General features: G+C 31.7%; 26 protein-coding genes. 18 read left to right on the top strand and 8 right to left on the bottom strand.

Annotated features, from left to right (window positions below):
• Positions 1-149: 149 nt before the first annotated feature.
• Positions 150-1,028, bottom strand: coding sequence for a DUF6503 family protein (locus Q0975_RS04220; protein ID WP_299433545.1), 879 nt, complete (start codon positions 1,026-1,028; stop codon positions 150-152).
• Positions 1,029-1,194: 166 nt separating this feature from the next.
• Between Q0975_RS04220 and Q0975_RS04215 the strand changes: the two genes are divergently transcribed.
• The 7 genes from Q0975_RS04215 (at position 1,195) to Q0975_RS04185 (ending at position 6,152) form a co-directional block, all read left to right on the top strand.
• Positions 1,195-2,073, top strand: coding sequence for an RNA polymerase sigma factor (locus tag Q0975_RS04215; protein ID WP_299433542.1), 879 nt, complete (start codon positions 1,195-1,197; stop codon positions 2,071-2,073).
• Between the two features lie 111 nt (positions 2,074-2,184).
• The gene (locus tag Q0975_RS04210) at positions 2,185-2,688 is read left to right on the top strand and encodes an SRPBCC family protein (protein ID WP_299433539.1); all 504 of its coding nucleotides are present in this window, start codon (positions 2,185-2,187) and stop codon (positions 2,686-2,688) included.
• A gap of 18 nt (positions 2,689-2,706) precedes the next feature.
• On the top strand, positions 2,707-3,309 hold the full coding sequence (locus Q0975_RS04205; protein ID WP_299433536.1) for a DinB family protein: 603 nt from the start codon (positions 2,707-2,709) through the stop codon (positions 3,307-3,309).
• Positions 3,310-3,382: 73 nt separating this feature from the next.
• The gene (locus tag Q0975_RS04200; protein WP_299433533.1) at positions 3,383-4,000 is read left to right on the top strand and encodes an SRPBCC family protein; all 618 of its coding nucleotides are present in this window, start codon (positions 3,383-3,385) and stop codon (positions 3,998-4,000) included.
• Positions 4,001-4,135: 135 nt separating this feature from the next.
• Positions 4,136-4,717 carry a TetR/AcrR family transcriptional regulator gene (locus Q0975_RS04195; RefSeq protein WP_299433529.1) on the top strand — a complete coding sequence of 194 codons (582 nt, stop codon included), beginning with the start codon at positions 4,136-4,138 and terminating at the stop codon, positions 4,715-4,717.
• 53 nt (positions 4,718-4,770) lie between these two features.
• Complete coding sequence (locus Q0975_RS04190) at positions 4,771-5,241, top strand: SRPBCC family protein (RefSeq protein ID WP_299433526.1); 471 nt, start codon at positions 4,771-4,773, stop codon at positions 5,239-5,241.
• A gap of 17 nt (positions 5,242-5,258) precedes the next feature.
• Positions 5,259-6,152 carry a hypothetical protein gene (locus Q0975_RS04185; RefSeq protein ID WP_299433523.1) on the top strand — a complete coding sequence of 298 codons (894 nt, stop codon included), beginning with the start codon at positions 5,259-5,261 and terminating at the stop codon, positions 6,150-6,152.
• 68 nt (positions 6,153-6,220) lie between these two features.
• Here Q0975_RS04185 and Q0975_RS04180 read toward each other — a convergent pair whose 3' ends face one another.
• From Q0975_RS04180 to Q0975_RS04160, 5 genes are all read right to left on the bottom strand, one after another.
• Entirely contained in the window at positions 6,221-6,949 is a 729-nt protein-coding gene (locus tag Q0975_RS04180; RefSeq protein ID WP_299433520.1) for a LytTR family DNA-binding domain-containing protein, read from the bottom strand.
• Between the two features lies 1 nt (position 6,950).
• Entirely contained in the window at positions 6,951-8,033 is a 1,083-nt protein-coding gene (locus Q0975_RS04175; protein WP_299433516.1) for a histidine kinase, read from the bottom strand.
• On the bottom strand, positions 8,011-8,352 hold the full coding sequence (locus Q0975_RS04170) for a DUF4907 domain-containing protein (protein ID WP_299433513.1): 342 nt from the start codon (positions 8,350-8,352) through the stop codon (positions 8,011-8,013). Before Q0975_RS04170 ends, Q0975_RS04175 begins: the two co-directional genes overlap by 23 nt.
• Before the next feature lie 80 nt (positions 8,353-8,432).
• A complete protein-coding gene (locus Q0975_RS04165) occupies positions 8,433-9,386 on the bottom strand; it encodes a kelch repeat-containing protein (protein WP_299433511.1) in 954 nt (317 codons plus the stop codon).
• Positions 9,387-9,435: 49 nt separating this feature from the next.
• Complete coding sequence (locus Q0975_RS04160; RefSeq protein WP_299433508.1) at positions 9,436-10,344, bottom strand: DUF6268 family outer membrane beta-barrel protein; 909 nt, start codon at positions 10,342-10,344, stop codon at positions 9,436-9,438.
• Positions 10,345-10,573: 229 nt separating this feature from the next.
• Between Q0975_RS04160 and Q0975_RS04155 the strand changes: the two genes are divergently transcribed.
• Genes Q0975_RS04155 through Q0975_RS04130 form a run of 6 tightly spaced genes read left to right on the top strand, consistent with a single transcriptional unit; the run spans position 10,574 to position 19,066 of the window.
• A complete protein-coding gene (locus tag Q0975_RS04155; protein WP_299433505.1) occupies positions 10,574-11,890 on the top strand; it encodes a DUF4270 family protein in 1,317 nt (438 codons plus the stop codon).
• On the top strand, positions 11,877-13,127 hold the full coding sequence (locus tag Q0975_RS04150; RefSeq protein ID WP_299433502.1) for a hypothetical protein: 1,251 nt from the start codon (positions 11,877-11,879) through the stop codon (positions 13,125-13,127). The genes Q0975_RS04155 and Q0975_RS04150 overlap by 14 nt, the downstream gene beginning before the upstream one ends.
• Positions 13,128-13,139: 12 nt before the next feature.
• On the top strand, positions 13,140-13,502 hold the full coding sequence (locus tag Q0975_RS04145; protein WP_299433499.1) for a hypothetical protein: 363 nt from the start codon (positions 13,140-13,142) through the stop codon (positions 13,500-13,502).
• 5 nt (positions 13,503-13,507) lie between these two features.
• Positions 13,508-14,620 carry an HlyD family efflux transporter periplasmic adaptor subunit gene (locus Q0975_RS04140; protein WP_299433496.1) on the top strand — a complete coding sequence of 371 codons (1,113 nt, stop codon included), beginning with the start codon at positions 13,508-13,510 and terminating at the stop codon, positions 14,618-14,620.
• A gap of 2 nt (positions 14,621-14,622) precedes the next feature.
• Positions 14,623-17,769, top strand: coding sequence for an efflux RND transporter permease subunit (locus tag Q0975_RS04135; RefSeq protein ID WP_299433493.1), 3,147 nt, complete (start codon positions 14,623-14,625; stop codon positions 17,767-17,769).
• The gene (locus Q0975_RS04130; RefSeq protein WP_299433490.1) at positions 17,756-19,066 is read left to right on the top strand and encodes a TolC family protein; all 1,311 of its coding nucleotides are present in this window, start codon (positions 17,756-17,758) and stop codon (positions 19,064-19,066) included. Before Q0975_RS04135 ends, Q0975_RS04130 begins: the two co-directional genes overlap by 14 nt.
• A 189-nt stretch (positions 19,067-19,255) precedes the next feature.
• On the opposite strand, the gene Q0975_RS04125 is transcribed toward Q0975_RS04130, so the two are convergent.
• A complete protein-coding gene (locus tag Q0975_RS04125) occupies positions 19,256-19,759 on the bottom strand; it encodes an ankyrin repeat domain-containing protein (RefSeq protein WP_299433487.1) in 504 nt (167 codons plus the stop codon).
• Between the two features lie 244 nt (positions 19,760-20,003).
• Between Q0975_RS04125 and Q0975_RS04120 the strand changes: the two genes are divergently transcribed.
• Positions 20,004-21,044 (top strand): histidine kinase, encoded by a 1,041-nt coding sequence (locus Q0975_RS04120; RefSeq protein ID WP_299433484.1) that lies wholly within the window; start codon positions 20,004-20,006, stop codon positions 21,042-21,044.
• Positions 21,034-21,747, top strand: a complete 714-nt coding sequence (locus Q0975_RS04115; protein WP_299433481.1) for a LytTR family DNA-binding domain-containing protein — start codon at positions 21,034-21,036, stop codon at positions 21,745-21,747. The genes Q0975_RS04120 and Q0975_RS04115 overlap by 11 nt, the downstream gene beginning before the upstream one ends.
• Here the strand turns inward: Q0975_RS04115 and Q0975_RS04110 are convergent.
• The gene (locus Q0975_RS04110) at positions 21,744-23,135 is read right to left on the bottom strand and encodes a hypothetical protein (RefSeq protein ID WP_299433478.1); all 1,392 of its coding nucleotides are present in this window, start codon (positions 23,133-23,135) and stop codon (positions 21,744-21,746) included. The two genes, Q0975_RS04115 and Q0975_RS04110, sit on opposite strands and share 4 nt — an antisense overlap.
• Before the next feature lie 93 nt (positions 23,136-23,228).
• Between Q0975_RS04110 and Q0975_RS04105 the strand changes: the two genes are divergently transcribed.
• The 3 genes from Q0975_RS04105 to Q0975_RS04095 all read left to right on the top strand — a co-directional run bounded on the left by Q0975_RS04105 (position 23,229) and on the right by Q0975_RS04095 (position 24,755).
• Positions 23,229-23,591 carry a VOC family protein gene (locus tag Q0975_RS04105; protein WP_299433475.1) on the top strand — a complete coding sequence of 121 codons (363 nt, stop codon included), beginning with the start codon at positions 23,229-23,231 and terminating at the stop codon, positions 23,589-23,591.
• Between the two features lie 136 nt (positions 23,592-23,727).
• Complete coding sequence (locus Q0975_RS04100; protein WP_299433472.1) at positions 23,728-24,393, top strand: DUF2461 domain-containing protein; 666 nt, start codon at positions 23,728-23,730, stop codon at positions 24,391-24,393.
• Positions 24,393-24,755, top strand: coding sequence for a TfoX/Sxy family protein (locus tag Q0975_RS04095; RefSeq protein ID WP_299433470.1), 363 nt, complete (start codon positions 24,393-24,395; stop codon positions 24,753-24,755). Before Q0975_RS04100 ends, Q0975_RS04095 begins: the two co-directional genes overlap by 1 nt.
• Positions 24,756-24,957 lie beyond the last annotated feature (202 nt).

Genomic DNA, 24,957 nt, shown 5'->3' with positions numbered 1-24,957 from the left:
CGTATTATTTTAAAAAGTTATTATACCTCTTAGATTCTATAAAGATGGAAGTGTGACAACTTTTAAAATAATAAAGGGTTAAAAAAGTTACTATAGCATAAAGAAAAAGGATAGCCGTACCACTATCCTTTTTCTTTTTAAACCAATTGTTAAATGCTAAAATCTTCAGGTGTGAATCCGTTGTTGAACTTCACGTTGGTAGAAATCTCCGATAAAGAAGGTTCTTCAGGAAATTCACCTTTATCATTTGGGATATAAGCATATCGATGTGTAGGTACCTGTATACCATCAATTTCAGTATACTTCACTTTCATTAATAGTACAGTATCATTAATTCCCCAGGCAGGCAATGAGAAATAGAATTGATCTATCAATTTAGTTTCCGGATTTACATATAAGATATAGGCATCATTAGCTTCTTTACCTGTTTTCTCAGGATCATAGGCTACGGTTACTTTATCATATGTTTTTCCATTTACAGTTTCTTGACCTTTGTATTCATAGGTAGTGCCCGGATCGCCGATCTTAAAGTTCATCATAAACCAATAATAGTTTACCTGACGTAAGAAGTCTGCAGTACCAATAGTCTTCTCATCAGTCACTTCTTTGCCGTCCATGCTTACAGTCGCTTTACCATTCGCATAGTTTTGGATAATAGGCTCTTCATTTTCTGGTAATACATTCACCTGATGCACTGAATATTTTCCCCAAGAATATTCGCCATCAAAAATATAACGTTCTATGGATACATCTTTTTTACCATCTGCTTGCTCATAGGTATATGAATATTCCACATCTTTTAGATTCCATAGGGTATCCCATCCTCCAGAAGCTTCTGCAATGGCATTAATGATGGTTCCAGGTTTATTAACATCATACGTGATCTCTTTCTTTTTTGGTGTTTCTTTTTCTACCACTTCAGTAACAGCCGTTTCTTCTGTGGTATCTTTTTCTTTTTTCTGATTACAACTTAAGAACACTATTAAAAGACTTAGGGTTCCAAATTTGATGAACTGTGTAGTTTTCATGGTTTTGGTTTTAAGTGGTTTGTTATTATATAACTAAAGATACTAATAGACCATGTAAATACTGTTAATCGAATGATAAACTCTTTATAAAAAAGGAAGAATCAAATTACTATCTTTAATAACTGTCACACATGTTAGCATCATGCATCTAAGTAAGAAAAGAATTATGGACAACCCATTTTTAAAAGAATATATAGGAGATACTACAGATATTCAATTAGTCAATGAGGCTAAATCAGGGGACAAGAAATCTTTAGAATCATTAATTCTAAAACATCAACCATACATATATAATATTGCTTGGAAAATGGTTCGAAACCCTACGGATGCGGAAGATTTGACGCAAGAAGTGAATATAAAGGTAATAACTAAACTTTCTCAGTTTAAAGGAGAAAGTTCATTTAGAACCTGGCTTTATAGAATTGTAGCGAACCATTTCCTGATGTCTAAACGAAAACCTACTGAAACAGTATTGGATAGTTTTGGTGCCATGGAACAGGCACTGGATAATACACCAGATGTCTCACTTACAGCTTTAGAACAAGAAGAAAATAAGAATGTAATTCGCGAAATGAATTATATGTGCATGAGTGGTATGTTATTGTGTTTAACAAAAGAACAGAGAATGACTTTTATACTTGGAGAAATGTTTAATGCTGATCATACAGTAGGGTCAGAAATCCTAGGAATATCCAAGAGTAATTTTAGAAAACGATTATCAAGAGCCAGAGCAGATATTTTTAATTTTATGAATGATAAATGTGGATTGGTAAATAAAGATAATCCTTGTCGTTGTCATAAAAAAGTTACCTATGCTATCAAAGGTAAGGCTATAGATAGTAAAAACTTATTATTCAACCGCGCAGAGTATTCTGAATTTAGAGATATACTAAAACCTAAAGCAGATACGATGCTTGATTACGTGGATGATAAATATGCTCAGTTGTATCAAGAACTTCCATATAGGAAGAACTTTGATAAAAGAACATTTCTAGAGGATATTGTAAATGATGAACACGTAAAAAAATTAATGAATCTGAATTAGGCATTTACTAGTTGATATGTGAAACCCGAACAGAAAGTTTGGGTTTTTTTATGCTTGCTTGTCACACTACTTTCTCATTTGCATCTAAGTAAAAACGTAAAACATAATATTATGAGAATCCAAGAAGCAATTAGTATAGATGCTCCCGCAGAGAAAGTTTGGGAGGTGTTATGGAATGAGTATGAACAAGTGTGTGATTGGGCAAGTACTGTGAATCATTCAGAAAAACGTAAAATATCTAATTCATCACATGGAGGAAGAAGTTGTCATTCTACTTGGGGTGAAATTAGCGAAATTATTGAGGAGGTAGATGAGGAGAATATGAGGTATACTTATTATGCGGATGGATTACCAGCTATGATGAAAAGTGCTAGAAATACCTGGAAAGTCAAACAAAAGAGTGTAAATACATCAGAGGTTTCTATAGATTTAGAAATAGAACTAGCGACTATTCCAAAGGCATTGATGAGTTGGATGATTGTTCCCAAAATGAAAAAAGATATTATCCAGACAATGGTAGATCTTCGATATTTTATAGAAACCGGAAAACAAACCGCAGCTAAACTAAAATCTGATGTAAAGTATTTTAAAAAGCATCCATTGAAAACTGTATAAAATCTAAAAAATAATAAAATGAAATCAATGCAAGTAAAACCCTTGTTATTGCTAATGATAGCTATTTTCTTACTGTCGTGCAATACACAAACAAAAGAACCTAATACGATTGAAAAAGAAGTGATAAAAGAAATTTATAAACCAATGGATGTACAAGTTTTAAAAACACAATATGATTTACACGCAGGTCTTTTTTCTAAAAACCTAGAAGGAATTTCTGATGAAGAAGCCTCAAAAAGAATTGATAACACCAATAGTCTATCTTGGATTGTGGGGCATACGGTATGGATACAGTATAGTCTGGGGCAACTTACCGGACAAATAGTCGAAAATCCATATGAGAAACAATTTGCTTTTGGGAAACAATTTGATCCTGATGCACAATATCCCACACTGTCAAAAATGAAAAAGGATTGGGATGTCTTATCTCCTAAAATATCTGAAGCTATTGCAAAATTAACCGAGGAACAACTTAACGCAAAAGCACCATTTCCTATCCCGTTTCCTGAGCAAACGATACGTGGATTATATGCATTCCAAATGCATCATTTGGGATACGAATTCGGACAAATTGGATTGTATCGTAAGTTCTTAGGAAAATCACCTTTTAACTACCAATAACAACAAAATATTACACTGAATTTATAGAAGTATAGGTCTTAGAATAGAAATTTCGAATAATAAATAAAGAATTATGAAAACAACAATGAAAATAGTAGTTGCAGGACTTTTATTGTCTATATGTAGCACAGCAATGTTCGGGCAGAGTATGTCAAAAAAATATAGAACGATTAAGGTTGAAACCAAAATTAATGCGCCCGCAGAACGCGTTTGGGAAGCAATGGTTCTGGATTATGGAGAAATCTCTAATTTTTCGCCATATATATATGCTTCTAATTATATCAGTGGATCTTTAAAAGGAGAGCAGGGAGCTAAACGTAAATGTAGCTTCAATGAAAAAGGTACACGATGGACCCACGAACGTATTGAAGAAATTGATAGCCAGAATATGGTGATGCGGAATATCGTTATAGATGCTGAGAAATTTCCTTTGGATATGGATAATTCTCAGGCGTACTATGAAGTTAGAGATAATGGTGATGGAACTTCTACAGCTTCTTACGAATTCCAGTTCAGAACAAAACCTGCTTTTTTTGGAGCGATAGCGAAGGGTAATTTCAAAAAGACATTAGCGGGAACTCTTATAGGATTAAAGCACTATGTAGAAACAGGTGAAAAAGTAAATGCAGTTAATGGGAAGTATAAAGAAATAAAAAAGAAATACCCTAAGGTAAAAGTGGTAAAAAGCTAGTTGATTTTAGTTTGAATAACAACTAATAGGTTTGTTGAAGATTATATAGTTTATAATAAGCCTATTAGTTAAATTTAATTTAAAAATAAACCAATTGGTCTAATTTAAAAAATATTTTATACATTTACCACCGTTATGGGCTATAAGTATAACAAGGAAGAGATTCTAGAAGTGGGGTACCAAGTGATTCGAAAGAATGGGTATCATCATGTAGGAATTAATCAAATTCTTAAAGAAGCAGGAATTCCTAAGGGATCTTTTTATAATTTTTTTGAGTCTAAAGAAGATTTTGCCAAACAAGTAATCCAGTATTATGGAGAAGGGAATAGGAAATGGCTTAAAGGGATTTTTAAAGATTCAAAAGAAACCCCGATAAATACATTAAAATCTTTTTATAAATTATTAATTGATTATAATGAAGAAGATAATTTCTGTAGTGGATGTTTAATTAACAATATGGGAAATGAAACAGGGAGATTATACGATTCCTTAGCGGAGGAAACAAAAGAACAATTTGATCAATGGCTGGATTTAATTGCTGATGTAGTAGGAAAAGGACAGGAATTAGGAGAAATCACCAAAAGATATAGTGCCAAGGAAATAGCAAATTATTTACATTCAGGTTTTTACGGGACCTTTTTTAAAATGAAAGTCGATAGATCAAGAAAGGATATGGATACATGGTTACACATGACTTTTGAATTTATTAAAGCATAATATTTTTTTATAATCAAAATAAGTAGAACGGTCTAATTAAAAATAAATAATTTATGAAATCACTGGATGTAAAACAATTTACCAATGCTCCAAAACAACTTCAGGTGGAGGGATTTGTGACTGCACCGATTGATAAGGTATGGGAGGTAGTTTCTGATCATAAAGGAATGACAACCTGGATACCAATGATCAAAGAAGTAGATCTTACAACAGCAAACACAGAAGGTGAGTGGGGAGAAGGATGTGAACGTAATTGTCAATTCGGACCTGATTTACTGCAGGAAAAGATAGTACACTGGGATCCGCCATATGGATACGCATATATGATAGCCGATATGCATATCGTTAAAAACCATTTGGGATATTTTAAGCTTATCGAAAAAATGGAAGGAACAGAAGTTGTCTGGACTCAGTATTATGATCCCAATGGGAATATGATTAAAAAATGGATGGCTAAAAACATAATGTTGCCATCTGTAATGAAAAAAGCTTTAAAAAATTTACAAAAGGAAATTACAGTTTAATTTTAATCTAAAGAAAAATGAAATTATTAATCAGATTACCACTTTATTTCATGTTTATTTTAATGATACAATCCTGTGGGTCTGTTGATTTACGTAGTGATTATTTAATAAGTAATCCTAATCAAGCTGATACGAAAGGTAGGGGACTTTTAGAAGCTTCCATGGAAAAAATGGGATATAATAAATTTTCTAAAACAGATGTGTATGAGGTAACTGCTCAATTTAATTGGAAAAAAGGTTGGCTCGTTATGCCTATGAATGCTTTTCCTGGGAATAATAAAAATGATCTTCAATTCCGTTTTGCTACAAATACTTTTGATGGTCAATTGGAGTATCTTGAAGGTAGAAAAAAAGGAGTCATACAAGGTTTGCAATCTTGGCAAGGATATAAATCACATAGTAAAAAGGATGAACTAAAAAAACACGAACACGATCGCTATATTTGGGGTCTTGCTACATATCATTATATATTAGAATCACCTTTTAGGATTCTTGATGCTACTATTATAAGATATGCTGGAGAAAAGGAATTTGAGAATAAACAATATGATCTTGTATATGCTACTTGGGGGTCTGAAGAACCTAATAGTAAATACGATCGTTGGTTAATTTATATTAATAAAGAAACTGGGTTTATAGATCTTACAGAAGTAACGATCAATGATTTTTTTATTACTATGCCAAAAGGATTGCAGCATGGTACAGTTAGATTTGACCGAAAAGAAACAAGTATCGGTGCACATTTACCTAGTAAAATAAGTATTCAATTACTTTCACCTAAGAAGGAAGAAGGTTACGTTTATTATTTTACGTTATCGAATTATAAATTTGATGGATTTAACAAAGATATATTGTATCCGATAGAAGGATTACCACTATATGGAAACTCTAAGCCTACTCTACCTGAATAATACAAATAATGAAAAACAACACTTTTCTTTTTTAACAAGTACCATTATCAAGAAAAGTGTTGATTGAATTAAATCCCAATTCTTTTAAGAAAATCGGCTTTATAACTCTCTCCAATTGGGATTCTAATAGTATCGATAATTATTTTGCTTTTTTGAACAGCTTCTACACAGTTAATGTTTACTATAAATGACCTGTGAATTCTTACAAAATTGTTTTCAGGAAGTTTTAATTGTATTGCTTTAAAACTCATTAAAGTAAGTACAGGTTTCCCCGTAGAGATGTGGATTTTTAAATAATCTTTAAGCCCCTCAATATATTTTATTGTTTCTAATTTAATTTTTATGTTTTCATACTCGGATTTTACAAAAATAAATTGATCCGGAGTAGTGGTTGTTTTAACAGGAACTTTTTTAGTTATTAATGATGCCTTATTGTCTTTTTTTAATTCAAAAATCTCCTTAGCTCTATTCACTGCCTTAATGAATCTTGGAAAAGGAATGGGTTTTACCAAATAATCTACGGCGTTTAATTCAAACCCTTCTATTGCATATTGTGAATAAGCAGTTGTAAAAATAAAAAGTGGTTTATGATCTAATGCTTTGATAAAATCAATTCCATTGATCTGGGGCATTTCAATATCAGAAAAGACAAGGTCAACTTTATTATTATTTATAATGTCTAATGCTTCTAATGCATTAGTAAAAACCCCAGTAACTTCCAAAGTGCCAAGGTCTTCACAATATGATTTTATAATATTCAATGCTAATGGCTCATCATCAATAATAATACACTTCATTTTATTTTAGTGTTAATGTTAAATCAATAGTATAAAAACCTTCTTCCTCTATAATAGTAAGAGTGTGGGTGTTTTTATATAAAAGCTCTAACCTATTCTTAATATTATTCAAACCAATACCAGAAGAATCCTCATTCTTTCGATATGTCCCAATAATATTACGTACTGTGATTACTAGGACGTTTTTAGTAATTTCTATTTTTATGTCAACGATAGTGTTTCCTTTAAAATCTGTTCCATATTTGAACGCATTTTCAATAAAGGAAATCAATAATAGAGGGTATATTTTTTTATCTTCGTAGTTTCCTCGTATTAGCAGTTTTACATTTTCACTATTAGCAAGTCTAAGCCGTTGCAGAGACACATAGTTTTTTATGTAATCAATTTCTTTTTTAAGGAAAACTATTTCCTGATTCGCTTCATAAAGCATATATCTCATTAATTCGGATAAAGTAATAACTGCTTCTGGCGCTTCGTTAGATTTATTACGAACCAATGAGTACAAACTGTTTAATGAATTAAACAAGAAATGTGGATTCAACTGGGTTTTTAGAAATCTAAGCTCTGTTTCTGTTCGTTTTGCTTCTATTTCTTTAGCGATTTGATCTCTTTTATAAAAGTCAACTATAAGACTAAATATACCTCCTAAGAGGAAAAATACAAAAGAAAAAATTGCAGGAAGGATATATTTTAAATTTTTTAGAGGAGAGGATTCATTTTCCAATTCTAAAAACCTATTTAATTTCTCCAATGGAGGAATAGAGTAAAAATTCCTAAGTAAATAATTGAATGAAACTAAAACACCAATAGAAATTAGAATGTATAAAAGGCTTTTTTTCTTTAAAAGAAGCTTTGGAACTAATAATAGGTAATTAACATAAAATAGAGCAGCACTGCTAAGTCCTCTAAAAATAAAATCTAAACGTATTTTATCTAATTCTGGAATCGCAATTACAATAGGTAATGTGAAAAAACATAACCAGATAATAATGTGGATCCAGATTTCTTTAACTCTATAGCCTTTTCTCAATGAAATCAATTTTTTGTAAGGATCAAGATAGTTATTTTTTGAAAGTGATATCATGTCTCTTCAATTCATTTAATGATATCATTGGCATAATACCTGATTTTAATTTATTAATAACTAAAACTCCAATTTTTCGGGCTTCTTCTTTAGATCTGAAATATTGTTTGCCTGAAACCCCTGGTATTGTTTCTTGTTTTATGATTAATTTAGAAGCTATATACACTTCATAGTACCATTCGTTTTCTGCATATTCATTTATCTTAAGTGCGTATATATCGTCTTTTTTTGATATTGATTTTTGAATAAACAAACTGGACATTAAAGCACCTGAGATAATTATGATAAATACAGTAGTATATTTAAGAAGCTCTTTCATAGTTGTTAAAATAGATCAGACAGCATGTATGTAGGGATGGTGTGGCAAAAATATAGATACTGCCTGATCGTAGTTAATTATTAATCGTCTTCGTCTTCCGTTTCTAGAGGAAAAAACTCTCTATTATCATCTAGATATAGTGTTCCGCTTCTGCCTAATGCAATAAAAGCTCGCGAACCATTATAAAAAGCAATCGCATCCTCTCTTGTAATTCCTTCATAGGCTGTTTTTTCTTCCCAAAGATCTGTTGTAGGATTATATTCCCATACGGTGGATGATGGTCCAAAACCAATATTTCCGCAAGCAACATATCCTTTGTTTCCAATGCTAAATCCTACAGCATTATTTCTTATGATTTGGTAGTCATCATTATCATCAAGGTCTTTCAATACACTCCAGATTTCGGTAGTGGTATCGAATACCCAAAAATCCTCCTGATTTAAACCATTAGATATTCCTGTTCCAAGATATACTTTGTCATCTATTGCAAAGGTGATTGCATCTCTTCTTTTATCTCCTCCAAAACCTACTAATTCAGTCCACTCATCGGTGATGGGATTGTATTTCCAGAAGTCTTTTTTATCATTGTCACCATCAAATCCGGTTCCTACATACCCTAAAGAATTGGAATTAAATGCAACAGCTCCTCTTCTGGCACCACCAGCAAAATTAGCAATCGCAGACCATGTATTTGTCGAAGGATTATATTGATAAAAATCACTTAATTCATTGTCTCCGTCAAAACCAGCTCCTGCATAACCATTGCCATTAATTGTAAACCCAACTCCTGCACTACGCTCTAAACCAGGAAAATCTGCTAGTTGACTCCAGAAATTTCCCTCTAGATCATATTTCCAGAAATCTTTTAAATAATCATCTCCATCAAAACCTGTACCCATATAACCATTCTTATCAATAGTAAAAGCTATTGCACTACTTCTGGGAGTTCCATCAAAAACGGATCGATCTACCCAGTTCCCCAATAGTTCATCATCATCATCATCCGAACATGCGGTAGTGACTAGGCAAATCATGACCAGGAACAAACATTTTTGTAACTGGAATGAATTCATTGTAAATAGATTAATTTTTGTTTTCATTCATCATTTTATTTATGTTAAACTTTAATCCCATGGATATATAAAAAGAGCTATTTGACCCGAGATCGTATAGTTCGTTATTATGGTTATCTAATACCCTTAATTGATTCCAAGGTGTATATCCAAGGCTAATTACAGTAGTCCAATTGGGTTGAATTCTATAGTTATATTGAAAACCGGTATTCAATGAGTTGAACTGTAGCTTGGTATCTGTTTGTAGACTGTTGTCAGGTAGAATTGTTGATGAAGATGCATTTCCAAAAAGCCCATTAAAAGTTGCTTTTCCACTGAAAGTGTGTCTTTCCCCATAATTATAATTCAAACTTGTTTCCGGGAGACCTAGCACATAGTTCCATTGTGAATTTACTTTTTTTCTAAAGGAAATAGCTGGAAATAACTGAGGTTCTCCAAAAGGGGTGCCAAAGCCAATTCCAAATGTGAATAATGAAAATGTATCATTATCTCCCCATTTTTTAGAGATTGAGGCGATTGAATTTATAATTAGATCATTACCGCTGAGACTTCCTTGTAAATTTGAAGATATAGATGGTGAAAACATAAAAATACCAGACCAAGAATCACCAATCGAATACTTATAAAAGAATCTGAATTGTATATTATGGATTGTTTCATAAGGAGCAAGATCAAAATCTATAAACGAATCCTTTTTATATAAAAAATCGTAATAAGTATATGAAAAACCAAAACCTAACAGGTTTTTCCCAAGTTTGGTCCCAAAATTTAGATTGACCGCGTATTTTTCGATTTGAGTATCGCCAACAGAGGGAATAATTGAATATTCAAAACCTCCTATTTCGCCTTTTGGGCGCTGACTCCATAGAGTATTGGTGATTCCCGAAAAGAAGATTATAAATATAAAATGATGCTTCACTATGTAAGGATTTTTTGTAAAAATAGAATAGAGTAGAAGCTTCTAAAAAAAAAGATATACAAGGTATTACTTTTTCTATACCAAAATTGATTTTATATCTACAAACATCTTTTTAACCAATTAGTAGGATGAAACCAAGGTTTCGTATAGAAGTATTCGCTTTCAGTATATTATAGTTTCATAATTCCGAATAGTCTTTTTGTTTTGTTGCTTAGAAATGCCAAAAAATATGAAAAAACTATTGGGTATAATAATAACATTTTTGTTCTTGATATCTTGTTCAGATAGAGAGGAAGATATTCCTACATTAGAGGTGGGGCAGGATTTTACAGATTCGAATGTTCGGATCATTTCCATTGATACGTTTGCAGTTGAATTATCAACATTTAAATTTGATAGCATTAACACATCCAGCAGTAGTAGACTGCTTTTAGGGCAATACCAGGATGAGCTTTTTGGTACCATTCGAGCGTCTAATTATTTTGAACTTGGGACATTCGATTACAATTTGCCTGATGATGCAGAGTTAGATAGTATTGCTTTAATTTTAGGATATGATCGATATTTTTATGGTGATACTACTAGGGTAGCGCAAATAAATGTGCATGTGCTTACTGATGAAGTAAAACCCGAAGACGATGTGTTCTATAATACCAGTGTACTTCCTTTTGAGTCCATTCCGACAGTTACAAGAAACTATCTTCCTGAGCCTTTTGATGAGGATTCACTTCATATTTCCATGCCTATAACTTTTGGCCAGAATTTATTCGATATGATAAGAGAAGGAGATATAAATGATGACGAAGAATTAAGAAGGAATTTTAAAGGATTTACATTACAACCTGGAGATGCAGATGAGTCTTCAATCCTAGGATTTTCAAAAAATCAAGAAAATACATACTTGAGGTTTTTTTATACCATTCCTGGAGAATTTGGCGATGATGAAGAAACTTTTGATTTATTAATTAATCTTGGAGGAATAGACCCTAAGTCATTTAATAATATCAGAAGCAATGTGACAGGAACTTTTCTTGAGTCATTAGTAGATCAAGAAATTAATTTGTTGTCTAGAGATAGCGAAAACAAAAGTTATATTCAAGCAGGGATAGGGTATGCTACGCGTATTCGATTTCCTTCTATTCGTAAAATTCATGATATTCCAGGTACAGGGACAATTCTTAGTGCAAACCTTCAAATAAAACCTCCTCCAGAAACTTTTAATGATTTATTACCCATTAGAGATTCTCTTTTTGTAGATATCGCAGATCAAAACAATGATTTGGTAGATAGATTATTTAATGGACAAGGAAGTGTTTTTGCAATAATTAATGAAGAAAATATAGAATTTAATGAAGTGATATATGAAATACCTGTTGGGTTTTATTTAGAGCAAGAATTAGAAGAAGCTCCGATTATTGATAACGCCTTAGTGCTTTTTTCACAAAATTTTAATCAGACCTTAGACCGTATTGTACTTGAGGGTGAAAGCAGCACAGATTTTAGAGCTCGGCTAATATTGACATATGCTATTTATGATGAAGAATAAGTATCGAATAATTTATGGAGTGTTCATGTTTGGAACTCAATTTATTACTGCGCAAACCAATTCCCTAACTGGATCTCCGTATTCTTTGTTTGGACTAGGAGTACAAACTAATGCTAATATAGGGAGAAATAGTGCTTTAGGAAAAGGAGGTATTGCGTTAGAAAGTGATCATTTGATAAATACTCTAAATCCAGCATCTTTTACTGGTATTTCTAATAAGAGTTTTTTGTTGGATATTGGTTTTTTGGGAGAATTTAATAAGGTTTCTACTGATGATAAAAATGAGAAGAGGTTTTCTGCCAACTTTTCTAATTTGGCAATAGCATTTAGTCTTAACGAAAAGTCGGGTATGGGTCTATCGATGGTTCCGTTTACAGATGTAGGGTATGCATTGATTGGTATTGAAACCAATATAGAAGGTTCTCAGGATAAATTCATTAGTAATATTATTGGTTCAGGAGGTCTTAATGATCTTAGTATTCATTATGGATACAAGTTATATGACAATCTAAGCTTAGGGATGAAAGGGTCATTTTTATTTGGTGCTATTGATCAGACCGAGAATATTATTTTTGATGAAACTTTTCTGAATATAACAGAAGAAAGTTTTTATAATGGTTTTAGACTTGGACTTGGATTACAATATCAGATAGACAACCAATATACTGTAGGCTTTACTACTGATTTCCCAACATCCCTCCAAGGATCTCAGGATAGGAGGGTTTTTAAAAGTCTTGATTTTATTCCTACTGATGTAGAAGATGAAAACGATCTGGAAATAGATAGTTTTAAACTGCCTTTAGAACTTGGTTTTGGAGCCAAGGCTACTTTTTTTAATTCACTTATTGTTAATCTCGATTATAAAGGAAATCTATGGGGGTTTACTGATCAAAGTGATGATATTGGGGATTATGTAGATCAAAGTATTTTCAGCTTTGGAGCTCAATACAAAGTGAAAGAATTAGGTTTAAAATACTGGCAAAATATTGAATTTAGAGCAGGTTTTAATTATGATTCAGGATATTTAAAAGTAAATGACAAGGCAATTGATAGTTATAGCTTAACAGCTGGATTTGGAATTCCAATTAGTATTAGAAGAGGATCTATGATCAATATCTCTTACACCACAGGTCAGAGAGGAAATGTTTCAGGAATACTGGTAGAAGAGAATTTTAATATGATAAATGTGAATATAAGTCTTAAAGATATTTGGTTTAGGAAATTGAAGTTTAATTAAAAAAATATGAAGATGAGAAATAATATTTTAACAATTGTAATAGTGGTTGTAAGCAGTATTAGTGCATTGGCTCAACAAAAAATGAATGCTTTAGAAATGGCCAATTATCAAACAAAAACAATGGTTATAGAGCTTGAACTTGATAAAGATCAAACAAAAGAAATAGAATCTATTAACCTAAAGTATTCAGAAAAAATAGTTGTCTTAATGGAAGCAAACGGAAGTATGTTTGGAAAGATGGGAGACATGAAAAGAATAAAACAAAACAAATCTAATGAACTAGAAAAAGTATTGACACCGGTACAGTTAGAAAAATATGAAGATGATGTAGCACCAAATATGAGGAAACATATGAGGAAACATATGAAAATATAAACATAATGAAAAAGTATGTAAGCATTGTTATAGGGGTTTTAGTAGTGATTATGGGTGTACTAGCGTTCAGTTTATTGAATAAAGGAAACAATACGCGTACTACGGAGATCATAGCTAAGACACCTATAAAATTAGTAAAGGTAAAACCAGTTATTTTAACAAATATTCCATACGCGATTGAAGGTACAGGCATACTTCAGGCTAAAGAAAAATTAGAATTGTATAGTGAAGTACAAGGAATGCTTCAAAAAACAAATACTTCTTTTAAAATTGGTAATAGATTTAAAAAAGGACAAGTTTTAATTGCCTTAGATAGCAAAGAATATGTTGCCCAAATCAAATCGGCTAGAAGCGATTTAATGAATCAAATAGCTGCTATGTTACCTGATATGGAAATAGATTATCCTAATATCTATAAAAAATGGGAAACCTATTTAGAAAACCTTAATGTTAACCTTTCAATATCAGAATTACCGAAGTTCAGTTCTAATGAAGAAAAGTTATTTGTTTCTGGTAAAAATATTTATAGTACATATTATAATATTAGAAATTTAGAAGAACGTCTTGCCAAATATCATATAACAGCACCTTTTAATGGCATTGTTACAGAGTCTGAAGTTCATGTAGGGACATTAATTAGGAGTGGTCAAAAAATTGGTGAATTTGTAGATGATTCTGCATATGAATTGCAATTATCCATTCCTGCTTCTGAAAATAAATTCTTAGAAAACGGAACTAAAGTTAATTTACAAACTATTGATAATTCTCAATCATTTTCTGGTGTAATAATACGTGTCAATGGTAAAATAAACAAGGATACACAGAGTGTTATAGTTATTGTTGAAGTTAGTGATAAAAGTTTAAAAGACGGTCAATACCTAAAAGCGAAAATCGATGGAGGAAATGTGGCTAACGTATTTAAAATAGATAATGCTCTTATTCTGGAAAATAATATGGTCTATACCGTAAGAGAGAATTTATTAGAGCTGAAGCCAGTTAAAGTTGTTAATTATCAAGGTGATATGGTAGTTGTGACGGGTTTAGAAGAAGGAATTCTTATTGTTAATCAAAGTATCGCTAATGCCTATCCAGGTATGCTAGTAGAAATTTCTAAATAATTATGAAAAACTTTCTTGGTTACTTTATTAAATATCCTGTTGCCGTAAACATTTTTATAGTTGGATTTTTAATTTTTGGTTTTTTAGGATATCAAAAAATGAATTCTTCTTTTTTTCCTTTATCCGAAGCAAAAACTATACAGATTACAGTAACATACCCAGGAGCCTCGCCAGAAGAGGTTGAAGAAGGTGTCGTGGAGAAAATCGAACGTAACCTTAAAGGTATTACGGGAATTGATAGAGTAAGTTCTGTTTCTCAAGAAAATAAAGCTTCTATAACTATTGAAACTTTATCTGATTTTGATGTCAATTTAGTCCTAGATGAAGTTAAAAATTCAGTAGATAAAATCCCTTCATTCCCGAAGACAATAGAACCACCAGTAATTGAGACTATTAAACCTACACGACCTGCTATTTCGTTTATTGTAACAGGTAAGGATATTCCCCTTCGTATTTTGAAAGAATATGCTCAGGATATAGAAGATGACTTGCTTAGAATTGATGGGATTTCTCAGATTTCATTGACCGGATTTCCAGAGGAAGAAATAGAAATTGCCATTTCCGAAGCCAAACTTAGAACTTATGATCTAACATTTGAAGAGGTTGCAAAGTCAATTGCCGAAGCTAACATTATTATTTCTGGAGGTTCTATAAAAACTAAAAATGAGGAGTTTTTGATTAGAGCTGATAACAAGGGATATTTTGCGAATAATCTTAAAAATATAGAGGTAAAATCTTCTGTTGATGGCTCTAAAGTATACCTTAGAGATATTGCAAAACTGAATGACAGATTTAGTGAAAATCCGGACAAATTATTCTACAATGGAGAGCAGGCTGTTCAAATTGATTTAAAGAACACCAATTCTGAAGATTTAATTAGTAGTGTAGAAAGTGTAAAAAACTATATAAATGATTTTAATGCTAAGAACAAAAACATTGAGCTAAAATCAACTTTCAATACAGCAGATCTAATACAAGATAGAATTTCTCTTTTATTAGAAAATGCCCTTGTTGGGATGTTTTTAGTATTAATACTATTATCATTCTTTTTACGGCCAAGTGTAGCTTTTTGGGTAGCTTTTGGGCTGCCAATATCTTTCTTTGGTATGTTCATTCTTTTGCCGAATTATGGAGTAACATTAAATATGCTTTCCATGTTTGGGATGATTCTGGTTATAGGAATATTAGTAGATGATGGTATTGTAATTGCTGAAAATATTTATAGCAGACGTGAAAAAGGTGAATCACCGATACAAGCAGCTGTAAATGGAACATTAGAAGTTTTAAAGCCCATTCTTTCTGCCATTGCAACTACAATATTGGCATTTTCCACCTTTTTCTTTTTAGATGGTCAAATTGGGGATTTTTTTGGTGATATTGCGCTTGTAGTCATTCTTACGTTATTAGTGTCTTTAATAGAAGCTTTGCTCATTCTTCCGGCTCATTTAGCGCATTCTAGAGATATTAAGAAGATCCATAAAATTAGTAAGTTTAATAAACTAGGTGAGCAATTCATGGATTATTTAAAGGATAAAATATATAGTCCTGTTTATAAAAAATGTCTTCAGCATAAGTTTTTATCATTCACTATTATCTTGTTCCTGTTTATTATAACTATCGGAGCTTTTACGAGTGGTATTATAAAATTATCTTTTTTTCCAACCAATGCAAGTGATCAAATTGTTGCTACTATAAATACACCGCAAGGCACAAGTGAACGTGTTACAGATTCTATTGCATCCTATGTGGAAAACATTGTTTGGGAAATCAACCAAGATTTAGGTTCAAATGAAATAAACGATTCTCACATTATTGGTACGGTAAAACGTATTGGACCCAGCAGTTCATCAAGCAGTATTACGGTAAACTTATCACCTAGTGAAACACGTTCTATTTCTTCTGTTGAAATTACTGATAAAATTCGCGCCTCTGTAGGGAATATTCCAATTCTTGAAAAATTATCCTTTAATTCTGGAGCTAATGTTGGTGGCGCACCTATTTCGGTATCCTTGCAAGGCGAAAATATTGAACAAATTAATAAGGCAAAAGAAATAGTATTTACAGAATTAAAGAAAAATCCAGATGTAAAGGATATTACAGATTCTAGCCCTAAAGGAATCAAAGAAATTAACTTGAAACTCAAAGACAATGCGCAACTTTTAGGAATAAGTTATAATAGTTTAATGACACAGGTTAGAAATGCGTTCTATGGAAATGAAGTTCAACGAGTTCAACGAGGTCAAGATGAAGTGAAAATTTGGGTACGATATGATAAACAAAATCGATCGACAATCAATAGCATAAATACTATTGAAATTAGCACAGCTAATGGACGTGTTCCATTATCACAGGTTGCTTCCTATAGTATTGAAAGAGGCGAAGTAGCGATTAATCATTTAAATGGTATCCGTGAAGTTACTGTAGAAGCAGATATTGTAAACCCAAAAGTTAGCTCAGCAGATATTATGCAAGATTTAAGAACAAGAGTTACTGATTTGATTGAAGAGAAGTATCCCGAAGTCATCGTTTCTGCAGAAGGTCAGAATAGAGAAGCTAGTAAAATTGCCGATTCTGCTTTAGCCGTTTTTCCTGTTATTATTTTTTTAATTTATGTGGTTATTGTATTTACTTTCAGGTCGTTTAGTCAACCTTTTATACTATTGGCGCTTATTCCTTTTAGTCTTATAGGAGTGGCTTGGGGTCATTATCTACATGGATTTCCAATGAGTATTTTGTCCTATTTAGGTATCATTGGTTTAATCGGTATTTTCGTAAATGATGGTTTGGTATTTACTAACAAGTTTAATTCGTTTTTAAAAGAAGGTTTAAAATTTGAAGATGCCTTGTATGAAACTGGAAGAGCACGTTTTAGAGCTATTTTCTTAACCTCGATAACCACAATAGCAGGTCTTGCCCCTTTGATGTTAGAGCGAAGTCTTCAGGCACAGTTCCTAATACCTATGGCTATTGCTATTTCGTATGGCATAGCAGTAGCAACCATATTAACACTGTTTATACTACCTGTTTTTCTTTCGTTTTCAAATACTATTAAAGTTTATATTAAATATTTGATGACGGGTAAAAAACCAACTAGAGAAGAAGTAGAACGTGCAATCATAGAACAAAGAGTAGCGCATGAAAAATTTTAAAATTTTGATAACAGTATTTACTTTTGTGATTATTTCACCTGTTTTTTCACAAAATGTGCTTACTGTAGAAGAAGCCGTAAAAATTGCTGTAGAAAAAAACTACGATGTACGTATTGGAAAAAACAATACAGAAATTTCTAATATCGAAAAAGAGATATTCAACAGTGGCTATCTACCAACAGTTTCTATTTCTGGAGGCATTAACTATTCTGATGAAGCTCAAAATGTAACATTTTCTGATGGGACCAATACTAATATTGATCATGCGATAACAGAATCATATAATGCTTCAGTAACTACAGAGTACACAATTTTTGATGGATTGGAACGAAAATTCAATAGCCTAAAAAACAAGCAAAATTTCAGTCTAAAAACAATAGAAGAACGACAGTTAATAGAAAATACCATTGTATTATTATATGATACCTATTATAATGTAGCGTATCAAAAACAGATCGCTGACAATTTATTGTTAAATATCGAGAATTCTAAAGATCGTTTAGAACGTACAAAACGAAAACTTAAGTATGGTCAAGGAACAAAATTAGATGAGTTAAATGCTCAAGTAGATCTCAATAACGATAGTATTTCATATGCTTCGGCATACAAAGATTTTAAAAACACAAAACGTAACCTGAATCTATTATTGGGAAGAGATATTGTAATTGAGTATACCATAGACACAACAGTAGTTTTTTTAGAAAAACTTAAGGAAGATTTTATTCTTCAAAGTGCTGTTGAAAATAATGTAACATCCTTGTTGAATCAACAAAATGTATTATTGAGTGAGTTAGATATTAAAATAAACAAGGCTAAATTTCTTCCAAAAATTAATGGCAGTGCAAGCTATAATTGGAATGAAAGTATAAATCCGGTTACTTCATTTGCGCTTAATAATGAAACGTATGGTGTTAATTTAGGGTTGAGTTTGTCTTGGAACTTATTTGACGGAGGAAAAACAAAAACGAAAGTTCAAACATCAAAAATAACAAGACAGAATCGAGAAATAGAACTTTATAGAGCAAGGGAAGAATTAAAAGCGGAAGTCTATAATGCGTATGAAGATTATTCTAACAAAGAATTTACATTAAGCGCTGAAAATAAAAACATTACGACTAATGAATTAAATTTTAATAGAACACAAAAGCAATTTAGCCTTGGTCAAATTTCTGCAATTGAATTCAGGCAGGCTCAGATTAATCTTTTCAACGCATTAAATAATTATGCAAAAGCAAAATATGACCTTAAAATAGCAGAGATAAACTTACTTCAATTAGCAGGTATTTTACTCGAATAATTAATGAATGTAGTTTGTTTAAAGTAGATTTATAGTTCGATTTTTATAACTAAATTATGCTCACCAAGTTTTTCAGATCGATAGCTGTAAATCAAGTTAACCCGTAGTTTTTAACTACGGGTTTTTTTATTAGAAATTAAGGTTTTGAATGCTAGGTCGGATATTATTTTCCATTTGCTATCATTGTTTTTAATACAGCTTGATTTTGGTTTCTTTGGCTCCTAATGAAACAAGATATTCTGCTACTTCTTTAGCATCGTCTCCACCTCGCTGTGCATGATGTAAGAGTGTGAATCCATGAGGACCTTTTGCATGAAGTGTATTCGGAAAATATTCCAACATGGAGGTGATAATAGTCATTTTTCCAAAAAGAGCGGCGGTAAATATATTGGCTTGAGCACCTTTGTTAATTAAATATGTAGCTAATTCCTTATGACCAACATGGCTGGCTGCTCCTAAGGCAGTTTCGAAATCACCATATTTCCAATCATGTGCTGCGTTAATTAGTGTGGGATATTCTTCTAAAAGTTCTTTTACTTTGTCAAATTTACCATGACCTGCACCAACAAATTCCTGAACTATTTTTTTGTTCAATTGAGGCTCATCTTGTGGATTACTATATCCAATATATGGTGCTACTGCCAGAACACCTGTTGTTATTATACTTGATCTTAAAAATTGTTTTCTGTTCATGACGTTTTTATCTTAATTAACTATTGTTTTTTGATTGATGAAAGATGAATTTTTATAAAAGTAATTAGATAAAGCATAAGTTTTCAGGTTTTTATATGAGTAGTAATCCCTATTCTGTATATTCTAATTGTATTTATGTCAACCATTAAATATTAATTTCACATAAATACTGCTTTAGTTCGCATAAAAACTAATGCGACTGATGCTGAAAGATTAATTTTGTATATCACCTTAATTTAAAAACTTGAATTTAAAACGTATTTCATATCACATATTATTTTGGTTAGCAATTATAATATTGTTTGCTATTTCAGAATGGGGCCATGGACAATCAATTAAAGATGCTGTAGTTTTTGAACTATTGTATTTGCCTACTAGAATAATTGCAGTATATGTAAATTGGTTTGTTTTGATTCCTAGATTTTTATATAAAAATAACTTTGGGTTCTATCTTTTTTTACTCATTTTATTATTCATAATTACCGCAATCGTACATCGATATTTTGTGTTATATTGGGGATATCCCATGTTTTTTCCGCAATGGATCGATGGAAAACCTCTTAATCCTTTAAATTTTTTCAGATTAGTACAATGTGTTATGCTTATAGCTACTACTGTTGCATTTACAACAGGTTTCAAATTATACAGTGATTGGTTTAAACAACGTAATGAGACCGAGGTTTTAAAACAAGAAAAGGCGAATGCGGAATTAAAATTTTTAAAGTCTCAGACCAACCCTCATTTTTTGTTTAACACATTGAATAGTATTTATGGACTCGCATTAGAAAACTCAACTAAGACACCAGGACTTATTTTAAAACTTTCAGATATTCTTAGTTATACATTATACGAATCTAATACAGAAAAGGTAGCATTAAGTAAGGAGTTAATGTTGATAGAAAATATAATCGCCTTAGAAAAAGAACGTTATGAAAAACGAGTTGACATAGACTATAAAGTCGAAGGCAATGTGGAGGGAGTTAAAATTCCACCATTAATTCTTGTGCCTTTTATAGAAAATTCATTCAAGCATGGGTTAAAGAATGAAATAAAAAAAGGATGGATAAAAATCCATATCAAAGTTGTAGGTAATATAGTATCTTTTGAAATTAACAATAGTATTTCTAAATTAGAAAAGCAGCATAATGGAGGAGGGCTTGGGCTTCAGAATGTCTCTCGTCGTTTGGAATTGATTTATGGAGCGAATAAAGAGTTGTCCATTAATAAAACGGATAGCGCTTTTATGGTTAACTTAACGATTAAATTGGTTCAGGATGAATCTTAAATGTCTGATAGTCGATGATGAGCCTATTGCTCAGAATATTGTAAGGGGCTTCGTGGAAGACACTCCGTTTCTTGAAGTGTTTGGCATCTGTGATAATGCGATGGAGGCATTAAAAGTACTTCAAGATCATACGATTGATGTTTTATTTCTTGATATCGAAATGCCTAAAATAACAGGGTTAAGTTTTCTAAAGACTTTACCAAATCCACCTGCCACTATTATTACTACGGCATATAGAGAGTTTGCTTTAGAGGGATATGAATTAAATGTAATAGATTATTTATTAAAACCTTTTTCTTTCGAAAGGTTTTTAAAAGCAGTAAATAAAGTACACACCGATAAAAATACAGACGATGCGGAACTTAAAACTGCACCCAAAACGTATGAATATTTTAAAGTAGATCGAAAAAATATTAGAGTGGATTATGATGAGATCTTATATATTGAAGGGCTTAGTAATTATGTGAGAATTCATCTGGAAAATAAGCATTTGGTAGTCTATCATAAACTAGTAGATTTAGAAAAACTACTCCCAGAAAACCAGTTCATACGTATTCATAAATCTTATATTTTGGCAATTGATAAAATTAAAGCATATGGGAACGATTACGTAGAGGTTTTGGACAAACAACTATCCATTGGGAATACATATAAGAATCGTTTCTTTTCCTTGCTTGTAGAAAGGGATAATCATAAGATTTAATATTTACGACCGATCCATTCGTCAAAATCTACATAACCCAAAATAAATTTAGGAATAGGGTATTCTTGTAACTGAATAGATAGTTGTCGAAAAGCATTTTTCTTTTCTTTTTCTGGATATTCGACTGTTTTAGCTAGAAATTTTAATAGTATCTTTTCATAGGAATCTATGTTTTTTTGCTTTTTTATATGTTTTTTGATAGCATTAATCAGGTATCTCAATGTGAAATCATTTTCAAGCTCATAGTGAGTCAAAAGGTTAAGCCAATAGGTGTATGTGATTAAGTCTTTTCTGTCTTTTTTTGTTTGATGATTTAAGATGTCATTAATCCAATGTAAAGCTTTTTTATAATCCTTTTTTTGAAAATAAATATTAGCAAACTGGAAACGAAAAGAGAGCCAGTAGTTCTCTGGGATTACCGTCTTGTTTTTTAGGATGAAGTCCTGAATATTCTCAATAACCTTTTGTGTATTATGAAGGTCTTTTAGGTGTCTATGAATTTCAAGTTCAATATTGTAAAGACGTAATGTTTCTTTTATCAATGAAGCAGATGAGGAAGTAATCTCTTTTGCTTTTTGTTTTAATACTAGGATTCTAACAAAAGCTTCTTTGTATGATTTTTCATATACAAGATATCCAAGATAGCTATTATAGACTGAAAAATAAGTAGTAAAATATTCTTTAAGTAATTCTGGGTTTTGTTCCCATTCTTTTAGTAATTTTTCGATGGTTTGTTTTGCTTTTTCATAATTTTTCGCAGCGAGCTGTTTTCTGTATAAATGTAATGTTTTGAGGGTTCTATTCTGAAGATGATGCGTTTTTTTATGAGATAATGAAGAGTTTATAGGGTCTATGTTAGCTAGTAAAAGAGTGATATAGTTATTGGTAGAATTTAATGAGCTTTTCTGTTCTGTGATGATGTTTTTTAACGTTTCGAAATCTTGCGGATGTAATGCTTGATGTACTTTTCTTTTCCAGTCTTTTATCTGGAATAATAATACATCTTGCTGAAAATTTAGGGCCTTTTTTTCTGCCCGATTCAGTTCGCTATTACAAATAGTATATAAACCTTTATGGAATAGTATTTCTACATTGCGAATAATGTCTGTCAATTCTGCTTGTATGGAGATTCTAGAATGATAATTTCTTAACGATTGTAAAATACGTTGTTTTAAGTAGTTTTTTATAGTGGTCAATTGATTTGTAAAAGACCTGTCCGAAAAAGTTTCTTTGATTAATATTTCATCGTATTTTTTTTGAGCTTCTATGGTATCAAAAAGCAATAGGTATTCTGAGTCTTCTCCTCCTTTAGAACTGAGTCGGAAATAACGCTTTTCGCTTTTGGTTAATGATTTGATTAGAAAGAATAATTCTTCGTTTTTTTTCATTTTAGAAACCTATGTTTTTTCAAAAATAATGTTTTTCTTACTGATTTCTATCCTATACCTTTGAGTTATTCTTAATCAATACAATATATTATTATGTCAAATGCAATTAGCTGGTTTGAAATACCAAGCACCAATTTTGAAAGAGCAGTAAAGTTTTACAATGAACTTTTGGATGCAGAACTACAGCCTATGGAAATGGAGTTTAAAATGGCCTTTTTCCCTTATAAAGATGGAGGAGTAGGTGGTTGTGTAACACACGGAAATGGTAATACTCCTTCTAAAGAAGGAACGTTTGCATATCTTAATGGAGGAGATGATCTGTCTGTCCCATTAGCTCGTGTAGAGAAAGCAGGTGGGAAAATTTTAATGCCGAAAACTTCTATTGGAGAAAATGGTTTTATGGCGATTTTTCTGGATACAGAAGGAAATAGAGTAGCATTTCATTCTATGGCTTAATATTTTGTTAGTTGTCATCTAGAGTGAGACCAAAAGATAGCAATTTTGGAATTCTAATACATAAACCAAAGCGCATAAGTTTTGATTTCACTCTAACTGACAGTTTGATTATATTTAAATATTAATAATTTAGGGTATGCAATATTTTACTGACGATTTTATCGACTTTTTTGAAGAACTATCAAAGAACAATCATAAAGAATGGTTTCACGCTAATAAAAAGAGATATGAAGCAAGCGTTAAGAAACCTTTTGAGGTTTTTATTGGCAAAATGATTCAGGAAATACAAAAATATGACCCTAAACTAGAGATTGAGCCTAAGGATTGTATACTTCGTATTAATAAAGACATTCGTTTTTCTAAAGAAAAATCGCCATATAATTTACATTATACAGCATTTGTATCCAGAGGTGGTCGAAAGGACAAGAGTGTTCCAGGAATGTTTTTACGTTTTTCTCCGGAGATGGTAGGTGTTATGGGAGGATGTTTTGGTATTTCGAAGGAACAATTACATAATGTAAGAACTAAAATTGATCGGGATCCCGCAGCGTTTAGAAAATTAATAGAGGATAGTGATTTTGTTCAAAAATTTGGGGAGATCAAAGGCAGAGCTTTAAAACGGATTCCTAAAGAATGGAAAGAAGCCTATAAGAAGGAGCCTTTGATTGCTAATAAACAATTTTATTTTGTTGGAGAAGAAGCTCCATCTCTTATTACTAGCGAGTCTCTTATTGAAGAACTTATGAATTATTGGAAAGTGATGCATCCTGTAAATGAGTATTTAACTAAAGCAATTCAATAATGGCATATAGCGAATACATAGCAGATCGAATTCATCAGATTCTTCATGAGAAAAGAGCAAATTTCTATGCCAAAAAAATGATGGGTGGTCTTTGTTTTATGGTAGATGATAAAATGTGTTGTGGTATTCATTATGACAAAAAAAAGGAAACTGACCTGTTGATGGCTCGTATAGGAGAATTAGCATATGAAAAAGCAATAGATAGAGAGGGTTGTCATCCTATGGACTTTACGGGGAGACCTATGAAGGGATATGTTTTTGTCACGGCGGATGGATTTGACCTGGATGAAGATCTGGAATATTGGATACAGTTATGTTTAGATTTTAATCCACTTGCCAAACGTAGTAAAAAAAGAAAATAAACTTTTCAGAACAATCCCATTTAAAAAAGTTGATTATATGGACTCCGACCTACGTCGGAATTACAAACCTTAGCTATTATACTTTCTGCTTCTGTCATTCCAGCGTAGGCTGGAATCCAAAAAAAGGAACAAAAAGCTTAAATAAAACTAGTTTTTATAGGTTTTTCAAATTACTTCAATATTACATTATTAATTGATCTCT

Origin of the sequence: uncultured Aquimarina sp. (assembly GCF_947500065.1) — a bacterium.
Lineage (GTDB): Bacteria > Bacteroidota > Bacteroidia > Flavobacteriales > Flavobacteriaceae > Aquimarina.
This window is presented reverse-complemented; position numbering and strand designations above follow the sequence as displayed.